This is a genomic window from Bacillus sp. NMCN1 (genome assembly GCF_002998085.1).
Taxonomy (GTDB): Bacteria; Bacillota; Bacilli; order Bacillales; family Bacillaceae; genus Bacillus.
In genome coordinates this window covers 427,871-441,190 of record NZ_PVQL01000001.1, presented here as the reverse complement: position 1 = coordinate 441,190, position 13,320 = coordinate 427,871, and the positions used below count along the sequence as shown (strand labels likewise).

Here is a 13,320-nt window from a genome sequence, read left to right as displayed (position 1 = left end):
CTCCTTATCAATGAATCAATGCCGGCTCCTCATATGGCCTCACAAACTTGCTTTCATATAAACCAGCACAGAAAAAGTTTTCATTTTGATTGGCTACACGAAAACCGTGTCCTTTAATCGTATCAAACCATTTGAGCTCTTTTTGCTCAATATCAAGCTGATACACTTTAGAAAACCCGAGTTCGTCTTGTGAGGTGGTCACATACACAATGCCATTATCCTCTGACACATCCAAAAATGATTCCTCCCTAGCAAAGGCTTGTGATTGAATATCATGCAGCATATTGGTATGTAAATCTAAAATTTGAACAGATCCCTTTTTGCCTTTTTTTGATCCCAATGCGCAAACTAGAAGATGTTCCTGACAGAGCAGCATAGAGGCTGTCATCCGGTGATCCTCTCTGTTTAGGAGAAAAACCTGTTCACTCTCCAAGTCATACACCCATATTCCTCCGTGAACCTCATGAATCTGTGTTCCAATATAAAGGTGATCACCCGCAGCACATAAAGAACGAATGACAGGCGGGTGGTTCACATGAGCAAATGGCTTCTTAATTTCCCAGGAAATCCCGAAATCATTTGACACATAAATACTATGTTTTCCATGCGCACACACAAACCCGTCTTTGCGTCCTGTAATAGACCAAACGACTGCATTTGTTGGAAATGATGATAGCGCCCATGTATTGCCTTCATCTCCTGATCTAATCACTGTGCCATTTTCACCAACACCGAATAAATAAGGTCCGATATAGCTGATGGCATGAATTTTATGCTTGAGCTTAAACAGCTGCTGCCACCCGCTCTCCACACTATAGTGAAAAATACCTTCACGTTTTACAGCGACAAAGTATCCACCACTTTTAGAAGCAGCAACAGCTGTCGATCCTTTATGAAACATGATTTTCAACTCGTTTCTCAGATAACGCCGCCCACGTTAAAAAGCTCGTGGCAAATTCCCGGCAACACGCCACATCCTCATCTGTATCTGGCGCAAGCTCCATTTTTAATGTTTCAGGAAATACGGATGCACCGGTTGATTTGAGCATGTCATGAAATGTATGGACAGCCTCACAAAACTTCGGGTAGCTGTAATCTCCAGATCCGAACACAGCTGCTTTGATGTCACTTAGTTCTAGCGTAGAGATCTCTTCATAAAAATCCTCTGCTTCATAAGGTAAATCACCATCACCCCATGTATAAGAACCGATGAACACATAATCGTATGAAGAAAGGTCCTCTGCGCTTGTATCATCAAATTCCATCATCTCTGTATCTATCCCTTTTCCTTCAAGTGTTTGCTTTATGATTGCTGCCATATCTTCTGTATTACCAGACATACTCGCAAATGCAATTAATGCTTTCATCTATCGGTCACCTCATCTAAATGATAATCATTTTCAATTATTATATGTACACTTTAAATGATAATGATTTTCATTGTCAAATGATTTTATGAAAAGGCTTTGATCAAGATGACCAAAATCCAATGAAAAACCCGCTCGTTCCAACTGGAAGGCGGGTTTTTCATATCGAAGAGATCATCGGTTCCTCATTCATTCTTTTCATCTATTTGAATAAAATATGGACCATAATCTGTTTCGTGCGTCATTACAAATGTCCATTTTTCATTCCAATCCATCACATACATATCGTTATAATCCATATTATTAGATTGATATGGTAAATCATTGATTAAAAGTGAGCTGGCATTTTCGAAAAGATACGCATCGTTTACAAATTGATAAAAAACAGTACATTTGTGCTTTGATTGTTGAAGAAATGCGTCTATCGCTTCAGTCTTTTCAAGGCATGTAACCATTCCAGAGCTGCATAAATGCCATAGAAAATCATCTATTGATATCTCGTTTTGTTCTTTAATTGAAAGGTGACTAGCAAAACGTTCACGCCACCTCGCACGCAAATGATCTCCCCATTCAGGTTTGTTCGTTTTGATTAATTGATTGTTTTTCATAAGATCGAAGTCTCCTCTATGATTCGCTCCATCTATCTGTTGCTTATATATGCGTTCAATAAATAAATTTAATCAAAGATATCATTTACCTAAAAAAAGCACCTTCCTCTTCCAAGAAGGTACTTACATCGCATCACTTTCAAGCATTTCTTTGACCACACCAACAAATGCTTGCACCTGTTTTAATTGAAAAGAAGCTTCATAGCCTAGCAGCCATGTGTCACGTCCGATTTGCTCTCCATTCACGTCAACAAGCGGTGTTTTATGAACACTTTTTTCGTGGTCGTATAAGGTGACTGATGGCAAAATGGCGTAGCCGATGCCGTGGTAGGCCATTTGTTTACACGTCTCAATCTGGTCCACTAGAATCGTCTGCTTTGGAGACACTTTAAATTTTTGGTGCCACCAGTGCTGAATTTCCTGATAATACGTGCTGTCGCTTTTAAATTGGATAAACGGGCGTTCTGTCTCGATTAACTCGTCCACGTCCTTGATGACAGAATCGACTAAATATAAGTGATCTGTCATCAAGTATTCCTTTGTTCCCTTCCAATCAGGGTTTCCGCGAATAATCCCAACGTGCACGTGGTCCTCGTATAAGCTTTTGAGCATTTCACTACTCCAGCCGGTCACAAGTGACACCTTCGCATTTGGGTATTTTTCGACATACCGCTTTAACACCTTCGGCAGCCAGTGCTGTCCAATAATGGACGCAACTGCAAGCTTAAGTGTACCGTGAATGTCCCCTTCAAGTTCATCGATTCGTTCTCTCACTCGATCTTGCTCAACCGTCACCTCTTTTGCGAATTGAATGATCTGTTCACCTGCCGAAGTCACGGTGAGCCCTTTCTGAGAACGAAAAAAGATTTTAGTTCCCCACTCTTTTTCGATCGTCTGCAATCTTTGTGATAAAGCAGGCTGAGAGACAAAGAGCCGCTCCGAAGCCTTTCTCATATTCAATTCTTCACTTAGCACAACAAGCATATGTAACTCCTGAAGCTGCATGGGCGTCCCCTTTCTCTCTATAAGTTTTTCTTATTCCATATGGTCATTATATAAATTTTAGCTTATGAAGGCAAAAAAAAATAAGCTGGGCTGCAGCTCATTTTTTTGCGGAATGAATGACTTCATTTAAGCGCTTTAATACAACACGTCGTGTAAATATTCCTTCAAAGACTTGCTCCTCATTTACTACACAAACAAATCCATTATTCGTCACAGCGTGAACGCCTTTTAGCACAGGGTCCGTCGTTTTAAGTCTTGGAATATCGGTCAGCATGACCTCTTCTACCTTGAGTTGATCCAGTTTTTCAAATTCAATTCGTTCTAAACCAAAGATCTTATCCATGATCACATTCGTTCCAATTAACCCGTGCAGATGATAAGAAGCATCTAATACCGGGATGGCTGTATATCCTGTTTTTGTCAGGACCAATAGGGCGTGCTCAAGGTTATTTCCAATTTGAACATGTGCCACTTTATCTGCATCAATCATATGCTCGGCTACTGTTGACTCCAGCAATTGAGTTGGTTCTATCTCTATCATGTTTCTTCGACCCCTTTTCTCTCGATCATCAATCATACATTCCCCTTTACCATTAAGCATAAACTAAAACGAAATTTGTCGAAAGATTTTTTCTGCATAAAAAAGATACTCAGCTCCCGAGTATCTAATAGAATGTTAAACCAATATTAATTCTCAAACCTTACTCTGTCATACAATGTGATCAATTGCTTATACGTATTGTCGTCGACATTTTTTGTTCCACATTCTATATCATTGATCTCACTGCTTAGTAATTCGACAGCATATTCCTGATTCAGCAATACGTTTAATAATAGCTTTTTCTCTTCTTCATTAAAACGATTTTCGATGACGTTCATCCAACATCAGGCCCCCTGTTTCATATATGCTTTTATATTGATTAGCAGGCTTTTGAATGTCTGCTTCCTCTCTATACAGCTAGAATAAGGAACTAGAATCGAATCGTCAACCGCACGTTTCGACAAGGTTTGGAGAAAAATGACGGAATTTATTTTGTGTATCGATTGGCATAGCAAAATGCTGCATATGAGTCGGGTTTTATTTTAGCTTCAATTCCCATAGCTGTGATCATTCCGGTCATTTCCTGGATCAGCTCTTTCGTACTTCCTTTTTTGCCAATATCTAGATGGGCTTCAAAACGGAGGTCTGCCCCTTCCTCAGCAAACGGAAGAAGCAAATCCATCAGTTCTGTTAAAGGTCCCTCAAGGATGTCTGCACATACCTTTTGGCTAAACGCTGTCTCTAATGAAATTTTTTCTCTAAGACTTTGCACAGGCCTGCTGATCACTTCTTGTGTGAGGCAGCCCCAAGCCCCTTTGCCAATCCGGTGGAGATGAATTGCAGTCATAAATCTTGTGACATTTTGATTGACCTGAGAGTCCGTACCAATCGATAACACATAGGCGGATCTAGGGTCTTTTCGAATAAAGTCTTTCATTCTCATGACGACATCAGAAAACGCTAAATGATCTTCAGAAAGATTGTAGTAAAAAGAATCACTCACAGAAAGGAACTCCTTTTTAATGGTCTCTTATCCGAAATGTGCGCTGATTGATCATCTTCCATTACACTGCCAAAAATGACACGTGTATATTGCCGCAAATAAACAAAGGAATCCTTAGAAAAAACATTTCATACGATTCAGCTTAGGATTGTAGAAGCTCAAAGATCTCAATCGAAATCATATCAATGTTGTCAAATGGGAAAGTATTTGGCTTATCCCCTTGTTGAAAAACAGTCAATTCAAACGTTTGATTCTTTTCGAAATACTTAACACTACAGATTTTCTCACCGTTCACTTCGAAATAACGCTGTGCCGGTTCGTTTGCAGCTTCTGCTGTCTCTTGAAGACTTTGCAGCCTTGTAATGATACCCATTAATTGTGACATTCTAAAAAAAGACTCCTTTCAAAAAAACAACTCAAGATGAACCCGTATTGATTATACACAAGTCCTACAAAGCATCATACCATAAAGTGTTCTCAGATGATATTTTTCCTCTTGAATTCAAAAAAAGAAAAAGAATCTGTTTTTTTAGTTTGAGTCTTTTTTCTGATCTCATGCACCATGTTTTTATAAACCCGCAGATCTCATCAGCCGTTTGGCAATTTCGTCAAAATCCTCTTTGGAAATGCCTGGGGCAAACTCTTCCGGTAATTCTCTATAATCTGGCACAGGTGCTCCTTGCGGGGTGCCCTCAATCACTGTCAGCGGCTTTCCATCAATCGGATGGCTGCCTTTCCAAATCTTATTGATATCCTTGTAATCCGTATCACTAAATGTGTACAGCTTTGTATGAACATTTTGGTCTTCAAATTTCCTCGCTGAATCAAAGTATTTGTTGTCGAGGTTTGGGATCGGCAGCATCTTCCCTACATCTACTCCTGTGGCTACCTCAAGCGCCTTTGCATATGCCACAACATGCACACCGCCCCTCACAAGTAAATAACCGATCATCTCTCTTGCTGTAGGATGATCTGTCATTTCATATACGCGCATTTTGTGCGTACGAGCTCCGCATTCAAGGAAGAAATTATGAAGGAGGTCAAGAATTAGGTTACCGCTTGAGAACACATTCTCTCCGGTCCAAGGTTTTGCCATGGAATCAAACGGATAGCCTGTTTGGGCCGTTTGAATAAAATGCTGTGTATTTCGTTTATCGACAGCCGCTTTCATCGGTGTCGTATCTGGATCTCCACCATGGGTGGTCCCTGTAATCATGAGATTCACAGCTGTGGTCACTAGCTCTACATGACCGAATTCTTCAGCCGTAATACTGGATACGAGGTCATAAAACGGCTTGAGTTTTCGTTTTCCTCTGAAGTTAAAGGATTGAAACATGTAATTATTTAATGTGGACATTTCACCGAATTTTCCGCCGAGTAATTCTTGCACAGCAGCAGCACCATTTGCATCTGGGTGATCTGGTCTTGGCAAATCAATCAGCAGCCGCTTGTCGCGTTTAATCATGACGTTCCCTCCTACCGTCTAACTATCATCACTTAAGATGTATGGAGGGATTGGGATGTCCTATGCATGAGGGCAGATGAAAAGCACAAAAAAAACTTGGCGGGGGTAGCGCCAAGTTTTTTGGATCTTGATCTGATAGAGGGGTTGGGGAACAGAGAGTAGCTTCTCTCTATAACTAAATGATAATGATTATCAGTTTCATTGTCAACCATTTTTTATTTCTTTTTTTTCTATCAAAAAAAGCAGCCTAAAAGGCTACTTAGATTGTTAACAAAAGGCTAAAATGATCTTCATTTCAGCGTGATAGAAAACCTTTGAAGTCTAGGAAGAACGAGTACCAGAGCGGAGCGAATTGTACATTCGTGAGCACTGGCACACAGGACTGCGGGCGAATGCGAGGGTTTGTCTTCACGCTGTGCTTTTAAATTAATCCGTCTTGCTCATATAAATAAGCATACGGAAGATCTATAAACAAATACATGTCTCCCTCTAACGGGTAAGAAAACGTACGTATCCTCTCACCAGTTTCTAAATCGCTGTAAATATCACTGAAAAATCCCTTCCCGCTCATTCTCATTTGGAGAATATTCGCTAGGAAATAAGGACGCCAGCTCCAGTTTTTCTCGATATATTCAGGCTGAAACAGCCATTCTTTTTCTTTTTTAAACACATTTCCAGTGATTTGAAAGCCTTCTTCATTACACATATAAATCCGAAAGCTGCAATCCGATAATTCTAATGCCAGCTTTTGGATGAGTTCATCATTTGTGCTGGATGATTTTTTTAAGGTCGTGACAGCTTGGTGAATTCGCTTATAAAATGATTCAGAATGTTCGTAGACAGTTTGAAGTTTCTTTTTCTCATGGGCAATAAATTGCTGGAATTCTCCTCTAAGCTGATCTTTTCGTTTATTGCGGTCGATTAATTCCGCCGCAGGCTCGTGAAGATAGAACCCTTGAAAATATCTGCCGCCATTTCTCCAAGCATACTGCAGCTGAAAATTTGCTTCAATGTCCTCATAAATTAAAGCCGCCCCTATTTTTCTCGCAAGCAATGAAATGCTGTACAAGACATATTCATAGGAAGGAGAAGGAGCCGATGCCCTTAATGCCTGTAAATCTATTTTTAATAGATCGGGTGAGAGCAGGGCAATCCGGTCAAGATTGCTGCTTTCTTTTCCGATATTCGATATGGCGATTTTAATACCATATGTACGAAAATACGTTAACGTATGGTAAAGCTGTTCAATATCGCCGCTAAACGTATGCTCTGTAAATTCGATAACAAACCGATTAAGCTGAATGCCCCTCGCTTCATATTCCTTCAAAAGTTCTAAGAAACTTTCACCATGATCAAGCATCAGGATATTGGCATCATGATTAATAAAAATAAGCAAATCATCATCTTCTGTTGTGAAGAGATCGAGTGCTTGCGTCAGTACTTTATGATCTACTTCCACTTTATATTCGTCAGGAATAGATGAATCCGTAAAGAAGGAGCCTAGGCTAACTGTTTCAGATGCAAGCTTCATTCTTCCTAAAATCTCATAGCCTATCACTTTTTGCTCTTCCGCACTGAATATCGCTTGATAGTGCGGGAAAACATCTTCAATATTCGTTAAAATATCCAATGGATCGACCATTTTCATCACCTACTTCTCTCTTTGTGTGATTATAACACATCAAAAGCAGGTCTTACATCGTCATTCAAAATGGTGATTGGTTGAGCCATTGACCCCCATCCATCGTGATACAATCTCCATTTATATATGAGGCTTGCTCAGATAATAAAAAGCTCGCAAGCTCTGCAATTTCCTCTGGTGTGCCCAGTCTGCCAAGAGGAACACTATCTAATGTTCTTTGCGCTGCCTCTTCCGATTCCCACAGTTTATCCGCACCGCCTGTTCTCTCGATTGGTCCTGGTGCGATGGCATTGACACGAATTCGATATTGCTTTCCCCATTCCACTGCAAGCGTTCGAGTCAGAGATAAAACACCTGCCTTTGCTGCCGCTGAATGCGCCACACCTACACCAGCACCCCATGCATAGGTAGCCACCATATTGATCATACTTCCCCTTTTCTTGTGACGAATCCAGTAATTGCCCACTGCATGACTGCAAAAAAATGTTCCATTTAACACAATATCAATAACAGCCTTCCAGCCGTTTGGAGACAGTTTTTCTGCCGGGATCAAAAAGTTCCCCGCCGCATTGTTTATGAGAGCATCAACATCGCCAAATGTATCCACCGCAAACTTCACCATTTGATCGGCATCCTCTGGGTTTCGCACATCCATTTGGAAGTAAGCAACCGACCCACCTTTCTGCTTGATTTCAGTGGCGGTCTTTTCCAACGTTTCTTCTGTTCTTCCAGTAATCACAACATTCCAGCCTTCGAATGCCAAATGGGTAGCCATCTCCTTCCCCATTCCATTAGATCCTCCTGTGACAATCACTGTTTGTTTCGTCATTTGTTCTCCCCCTTTGTATAACTTGAATGACTATTCATTCATTATTTTCCTATCATATCATGATTTCCCCTCCATGCACCATATGGGAGATTTAACAAATATCATGCTATACTTAATTTTATTTTTAAAGGAGTCTTATATGAAGCAACTTTCCCGCAGACAGTTTTTAAAAGGAGCAGCTGGTGCGAGTATTCTCGGCTTTTTGGCTACAACATGTGGATATGGCTATGCCATATATATTGAGCCGCACATAATCGATGCCGTGTCACTGACCATTCAGGATGCTCAGCTTCCAGCTTCATTTGAACAGTTTAAAATCGCTCAATTTAGTGATGTTCATTTAAGTGATACATTTCCAGCAAAGGAATTAGAAGCCGTCGTCCAGCAAATCAATGCTGAGTCTCCAGACCTCATTGTGTTCACAGGTGACCTCGTTGATTTTCAAGCATCGATTGAAGAGCATGAAAAAGCCAAGGCATATTTGACCAAGCTCCATGCCCCGTTTGGTAAGCTCGCGATATGCGGAAATCATGACTACGGCCCATTTGGCATTGATCTTTATGAGAAAACGATGAAAGCTTGCGGTTTTACAATATGTAAAAATGATGTGTTTCAATTAGAAAAAAAAGGGGCGCATATTCAGATTGCTACACTGGATGACCTGATGATGAGTGTGCCGGACTATGACCTGATTAAGCGCGAAGTATCCTCTGATTTATTTACGTTACTGCTCGTACATGAGCCTGATGCAGCATTGGAGTTAAATACAACTCCCATTAACTTGCAGCTTTCTGGACATACCCACGGCGGACAGGTGCAGCTTCCTTTCTACGGACCCATTCTCACAGCACCTTACGGCCATACATATGTGGAAGGTTTATACGGAAGTTATCAGCACCGAATCTATGTCAACCGCGGACTTGGGACAACAAGACTGCCGCTTCGATTTTTAGCCAAACCTGAATTAACCTTTTTCACCCTCTCCTCTCGCATTTAGACAGAAGCCAAACCGCTCCTTTTTGCATATGTATAATCAAAGATCTTTCTCATGACAAATGTTAGGAGAAACCTTCCTTAGCCTGATTCCGTCAATATATAGATCAACTGATGGGCATCATGGCTTCTTTTATTTGAGCAAAAGGAGTGTACTTTGGTGCTGCGATATACGGTGAAAAATGGAGAAAACCTTGCTTCTATAGCGCTTGATTTCCGAACAACAACAGATGCCTTAAAGGCTGCAAATCCGTCACTTCAAGGTCAAGAGCCTGTACAAAATGAGGTCATCATCATTCCTGGTCTGCCCGATCCTAATACGATCCCTTACCGCATCTCTGTTTCGATTTCAAGCAAACGTCTCGTATTGTTTTCTGGATCACAGCTTATTCGGTCGTATCCGATTGCAACAGGGGAAATTTTAAATATGACACCGACAGGTTCTTATTATATTGTGAACAGACAGCCAAACCCAGGAGGTCCCTTTGGCGCCTATTGGCTGAGCCTCTCGAAAATTCATTACGGCATCCACGGTACGAATAACCCGTCTTCAATTGGTAAAGCTGTGTCTAGAGGATGCATTCGTATGTATAATCAGAATGTCATCGAACTTGCTTCACTCGTTCCAAACGGAACACCTGTGACCATTAGCCAGTAGGAGAAATCAATTGTATGAATGCTTAAAATTTTATATGATATAAAGTGGGATCTTCAGGTTAAGGAGCGTATTTATGGATATTTTTAAAAACAGAAATTTTATTCGTCTCTTTTTTGCAGCACTTGCTTCGCAAATGGGGACAACAGTAGGCAATATGGCGTTTGCCTTTTATTTGCTCGATCATTTTAGTCATCAGCCCGCCTATGCCACATTAGCAGAGCTCATGTATTCTCTTCCTACCGTCTTTGTCTTTTTTATGGTCGGTGTGGTCGCAGATCGTTTTGATCGTAAAAAAGTCGCAGAGAATTGCGATTGGATACGAGCTGGGCTGACGATTGTTTTATTCATTGTTATTTATTTCAATTCACTTCCACTTATTTTCTTGATCTTGTTTATACGAAGTGCCATTACGAAGTTCTTCTATCCAGCTGAAGCCTCTCTCGTTCAGGCGATTTTAAATAAAGATCAATATGCAAAAGCCGCTGGCTTAAATCAAATGCTGTTTAGTTTATTCATGGTATTTGGTGTTGGAATCGGTGCTATTATGTATAAGACAATTGGACTTCACGGTGCCATTACTATTGATTTGATCAGCTTTATTGTTTCAGGCATCCTGATTCGTTCATGTAACATTCCAATTGAAGCACGTCAGCCAAATGGACAAGCAGGCTGGAGAGGCATGACCATTAAAACGTCTCTAAAAGATTTTAAAGAAGGCATTCTTTACATTATAAAAAATAAATTATTGGCTTCTTTAATTTTTGGCTTTTTTGTTTTTGGTCTAGTCAATGGCGCATTTGCTGTACTTCCGATGTTTACAATGAAATATGGCCTTTCACCGGACCATTTTGAACTGCATACATCCTTCTTTACAATCGCGATCGGTGCAGGCCTGCTTGTTGGCAGCTTAATGGGCTCTGTCCTCGCTAAAAAAGTAAAGATGCAATATCTCATGTCGCTTCCAATTCTGGTTGCAGGCATTCTGATTTTTGTACTTGGTTCCACCCATACACTATGGTTGTTTTATGTCACATCATTTGTCATTGGTACATGCATTGGCCCAGTCAACATTGTCATTGGCGGCTGGCTGCCAAGAATCGTCCATCCTCGTCTGATGGGACGTGTGTCAGGATGGGTTGATCCGCTTACAATGTTTGCTCAATCCATGACATTAGGTTTGATTGCAGTACTATTTCCAAAACTCATTTCAAACGTTTCTTATATTTATTACGGAATGGGCGTTATTATTTTACTCGTTTTCCTTTTTTACTTCTTTACACTGCCAAAGTTCAGCAGAGAAGCTGCCGACTTAGACGTGCAGCGTGAACTAAAAGGCCAGGGAGCGCAATAATTGAACAGGAAAAGGGCTTTCGTTAAAAGGAAGTCCTTTTTTCATAGCTGAAACGCCCTACGACGTTATCTACTCTGTTGATTAAGCCATTTGAAGCAACATCAACCAATAGAGGAGTCAACATGCCCTTCAATCGATCCTTTCTTCTCTTTTAACTTTTACATTTAATTGTGGTGCACTCTCTTACATCCATACTATCAATCCATTTCATTATTCACACATTATTACTTTTTTTCAAAAAGGAACGTGTATAAAATCGCAAAAATTTTTATAAAATTTCTTTACACCTTTGGAATTTTTATAGTAGGATAGTCAGGTTGGAGGTGAGGATATGCTAAAAAGTTATTATTTTATTCATACAAAAGATGATCAAGGACAATATGTTGTACATACAGAAGATTGTGCATTTTTAGGTGATGCTGCAAGCCGTAAATTGATTGGTCTGCACATGAGTGGCGAGAGCGCCATTGATGAAGCTAAACAAATGACGAATGAAACTGATTTTAATGGTTGCTTTTATTGCGCTTATTCAAGTCATAAGAAATAAACCATATGTTCGGGCATGTTGTCTGGCATATGGTAAAGCAAAATGAATACAATTTGAGAAACTACCCATTTATTTAAAATAGGTAGTTATCATGAACTAATAGTTCACTTCATATATATTTCATTCAGTCAACTCTTCTATCCTCTTGCAATGAACGTCTCTTCTCCTTTGCCCATTAACGCCAATGGCCAGCATTGGATTCGCCATCATTATCATGAAAAGGTGCTACTTCAAGATATCGCTCATGCCATGCAAACTAGCTAAACAGCTCTGAATGATGCAAATCCTTCAAAGATGTTTTAAAGAAGTTAAAAGAAGTGACCTCCTCATTATGTAAAAGTTCAACAAAGCCTCGTCCTGCTTCAAGAAACAGACTTCAATATAACAAAATTGCATACCAAGTGAGCTTCAACAGCACAAGTTATGAATATGTTTAAAAGAATGAATATACAACACCTTTAGCATATAGAAAATTAAATGCGGCGCATTCTTTCCACCTAAAACAGATAGAAGAAAAATCATAATGGATAGATACTGGTGTCTTTGCTGATCATTCTGCCATTTTTATATTCAACCACGTTTTAGAACCCTCCTGAATGGCAATTGTAGATAAGAGGGATAGGAATCCTATCGCTTTTTACAATAACTCTATTTGCAATTTACTAATAAAAACGTATAATTTATACTAAGCACAGGAAGACGAAAGACAAAGGAGAGAAAAAATGGACGATTATGCTCATACTAAAGACATAGAACCTACAGCAGAAAACATCGCAAAAGCCATTTATACCGTTAACCGCCATGCTAAAACCGCACCAAATCCCAAGTTTCTTTATCTTTTGAAAAAACGTGCGCTGCAAAAACTATTGCAAGAAGGTAAAGGAAGAAAAGTGGGCCTACATTTCTCTAACAATCCAAAATATAGTCAACAACAGTCCGACGTGCTGATTGAAATTGGAGATTATTATTTTCACCTGCCACCAACCAAAGAAGACTTCGAATTTTTGCCACACTTAGGAAATTTAAATCAATCATATCGCAATCCGAAAGCGAATATGTCATTAAACCGAGCAAAGCAGCTACTTCAAACGTATGTCGGTTTAAAAGAAAAACCTACCGCCACAAAACAAAAATCACATTACACAAAACCCGTCTTCAAACGACTGGGGGAAAGTTATTTTTAAACAAAAAACCACTCATGCCGAGTGGTTTGAGATTGTTGACAAAGGGCTAAAATGATTTTGATTTTAGCCCTTTGTCTTCTTTTCAGCGTGATAGAAAAACTTTGCAGTCTAGGAAGGACGAGTACCG

The 13,320-nt window shown here is 39.9% G+C and carries 16 protein-coding genes; 5 read left to right on the top strand and 11 right to left on the bottom strand.

Translation table 11 applies throughout. The annotated features are described in order from the left end of the window. Positions 1 to 7: 7 nt before the first annotated feature. The 11 genes from C6W21_RS02370 to fadH form a co-directional block, all read right to left on the bottom strand. Complete coding sequence (locus tag C6W21_RS02370) at positions 8 to 901, bottom strand: WD40/YVTN/BNR-like repeat-containing protein (protein ID WP_106049176.1); 894 nt, start codon at positions 899 to 901, stop codon at positions 8 to 10. Then, the gene (locus C6W21_RS02365; protein WP_106049175.1) at positions 891 to 1,367 is read right to left on the bottom strand and encodes a flavodoxin; all 477 of its coding nucleotides are present in this window, start codon (positions 1,365 to 1,367) and stop codon (positions 891 to 893) included. Before C6W21_RS02365 ends, C6W21_RS02370 begins: the two co-directional genes overlap by 11 nt. Positions 1,368 to 1,552: 185 nt before the next feature. After that, a complete protein-coding gene (locus C6W21_RS02360) occupies positions 1,553 to 1,975 on the bottom strand; it encodes a DUF4275 family protein (RefSeq protein WP_106049174.1) in 423 nt (140 codons plus the stop codon). Positions 1,976 to 2,098: 123 nt separating this feature from the next. Beyond that, complete coding sequence (ccpC, locus tag C6W21_RS02355; RefSeq protein WP_106049173.1) at positions 2,099 to 2,980, bottom strand: transcriptional regulator CcpC; 882 nt, start codon at positions 2,978 to 2,980, stop codon at positions 2,099 to 2,101. A gap of 97 nt (positions 2,981 to 3,077) precedes the next feature. Beyond that, complete coding sequence (cbpB, locus tag C6W21_RS02350; protein ID WP_106050189.1) at positions 3,078 to 3,521, bottom strand: cyclic-di-AMP-binding protein CbpB; 444 nt, start codon at positions 3,519 to 3,521, stop codon at positions 3,078 to 3,080. A 146-nt stretch (positions 3,522 to 3,667) separates the two neighbouring features. Beyond that, on the bottom strand, positions 3,668 to 3,859 hold the full coding sequence (abbA, locus tag C6W21_RS02345) for an antirepressor AbbA (protein ID WP_106049172.1): 192 nt from the start codon (positions 3,857 to 3,859) through the stop codon (positions 3,668 to 3,670). A 149-nt stretch (positions 3,860 to 4,008) separates the two neighbouring features. Further along, positions 4,009 to 4,524 (bottom strand): ribonuclease H-like YkuK family protein, encoded by a 516-nt coding sequence (locus C6W21_RS02340; protein WP_106049171.1) that lies wholly within the window; start codon positions 4,522 to 4,524, stop codon positions 4,009 to 4,011. A gap of 142 nt (positions 4,525 to 4,666) precedes the next feature. Continuing rightward, on the bottom strand, positions 4,667 to 4,909 hold the full coding sequence (locus tag C6W21_RS02335) for a YkuJ family protein (RefSeq protein ID WP_003212254.1): 243 nt from the start codon (positions 4,907 to 4,909) through the stop codon (positions 4,667 to 4,669). Between the two features lie 183 nt (positions 4,910 to 5,092). Beyond that, the gene (locus tag C6W21_RS02330) at positions 5,093 to 5,989 is read right to left on the bottom strand and encodes a manganese catalase family protein (protein WP_003210823.1); all 897 of its coding nucleotides are present in this window, start codon (positions 5,987 to 5,989) and stop codon (positions 5,093 to 5,095) included. A 421-nt stretch (positions 5,990 to 6,410) separates the two neighbouring features. Further along, a complete protein-coding gene (locus C6W21_RS02325; RefSeq protein ID WP_106050188.1) occupies positions 6,411 to 7,631 on the bottom strand; it encodes an EAL domain-containing protein in 1,221 nt (406 codons plus the stop codon). 64 nt (positions 7,632 to 7,695) lie between these two features. Further along, positions 7,696 to 8,460, bottom strand: coding sequence for a 2,4-dienoyl-CoA reductase (fadH, locus tag C6W21_RS02320; RefSeq protein WP_106049170.1), 765 nt, complete (start codon positions 8,458 to 8,460; stop codon positions 7,696 to 7,698). 139 nt (positions 8,461 to 8,599) lie between these two features. On the opposite strand from fadH, the gene C6W21_RS02315 reads away from it, so the two are divergent. From C6W21_RS02315 to C6W21_RS02295, 5 genes are all read left to right on the top strand, one after another. Next, on the top strand, positions 8,600 to 9,457 hold the full coding sequence (locus tag C6W21_RS02315; protein WP_106055890.1) for a metallophosphoesterase: 858 nt from the start codon (positions 8,600 to 8,602) through the stop codon (positions 9,455 to 9,457). Between the two features lie 156 nt (positions 9,458 to 9,613). After that, positions 9,614 to 10,111, top strand: coding sequence for a L,D-transpeptidase family protein (locus C6W21_RS02310; RefSeq protein WP_106049168.1), 498 nt, complete (start codon positions 9,614 to 9,616; stop codon positions 10,109 to 10,111). A 73-nt stretch (positions 10,112 to 10,184) separates the two neighbouring features. Further along, complete coding sequence (locus C6W21_RS02305) at positions 10,185 to 11,462, top strand: MFS transporter (protein WP_106049167.1); 1,278 nt, start codon at positions 10,185 to 10,187, stop codon at positions 11,460 to 11,462. A 331-nt stretch (positions 11,463 to 11,793) separates the two neighbouring features. Beyond that, positions 11,794 to 12,009 carry a hypothetical protein gene (locus C6W21_RS02300; RefSeq protein ID WP_003211341.1) on the top strand — a complete coding sequence of 72 codons (216 nt, stop codon included), beginning with the start codon at positions 11,794 to 11,796 and terminating at the stop codon, positions 12,007 to 12,009. Between the two features lie 722 nt (positions 12,010 to 12,731). Further along, on the top strand, positions 12,732 to 13,193 hold the full coding sequence (locus C6W21_RS02295; RefSeq protein WP_012009774.1) for a YkyB family protein: 462 nt from the start codon (positions 12,732 to 12,734) through the stop codon (positions 13,191 to 13,193). Positions 13,194 to 13,320 lie beyond the last annotated feature (127 nt).

Bases quoted from the DNA above. Each gene is read 5' to 3' on its own strand.
- C6W21_RS02295 (WP_012009774.1), top strand. From the start codon at position 12,732: ATGGACGATTATGCTCATACTAAAGACATAGAACCTACAGCAGAAAAC.
- C6W21_RS02335 (WP_003212254.1), bottom strand. From the start codon at position 4,909: ATGTCACAATTAATGGGTATCATTACAAGGCTGCAAAGTCTTCAAGAG.
- fadH (WP_106049170.1), bottom strand. From the start codon at position 8,460: ATGACGAAACAAACAGTGATTGTCACAGGAGGATCTAATGGAATGGGG.
- C6W21_RS02360 (WP_106049174.1), bottom strand. From the start codon at position 1,975: ATGAAAAACAATCAATTAATCAAAACGAACAAACCTGAATGGGGAGAT.
- C6W21_RS02305 (WP_106049167.1), top strand. From the start codon at position 10,185: ATGGATATTTTTAAAAACAGAAATTTTATTCGTCTCTTTTTTGCAGCA.
- C6W21_RS02370 (WP_106049176.1), bottom strand. From the start codon at position 901: ATGTTTCATAAAGGATCGACAGCTGTTGCTGCTTCTAAAAGTGGTGGA.
- C6W21_RS02300 (WP_003211341.1), top strand. From the start codon at position 11,794: ATGCTAAAAAGTTATTATTTTATTCATACAAAAGATGATCAAGGACAA.
- C6W21_RS02330 (WP_003210823.1), bottom strand. From the start codon at position 5,989: ATGATTAAACGCGACAAGCGGCTGCTGATTGATTTGCCAAGACCAGAT.
- abbA (WP_106049172.1), bottom strand. From the start codon at position 3,859: ATGAACGTCATCGAAAATCGTTTTAATGAAGAAGAGAAAAAGCTATTA.
- ccpC (WP_106049173.1), bottom strand. From the start codon at position 2,980: ATGCAGCTTCAGGAGTTACATATGCTTGTTGTGCTAAGTGAAGAATTG.
- C6W21_RS02365 (WP_106049175.1), bottom strand. From the start codon at position 1,367: ATGAAAGCATTAATTGCATTTGCGAGTATGTCTGGTAATACAGAAGAT.
- C6W21_RS02325 (WP_106050188.1), bottom strand. From the start codon at position 7,631: ATGGTCGATCCATTGGATATTTTAACGAATATTGAAGATGTTTTCCCG.
- C6W21_RS02315 (WP_106055890.1), top strand. From the start codon at position 8,600: ATGAAGCAACTTTCCCGCAGACAGTTTTTAAAAGGAGCAGCTGGTGCG.
- cbpB (WP_106050189.1), bottom strand. From the start codon at position 3,521: ATGATAGAGATAGAACCAACTCAATTGCTGGAGTCAACAGTAGCCGAG.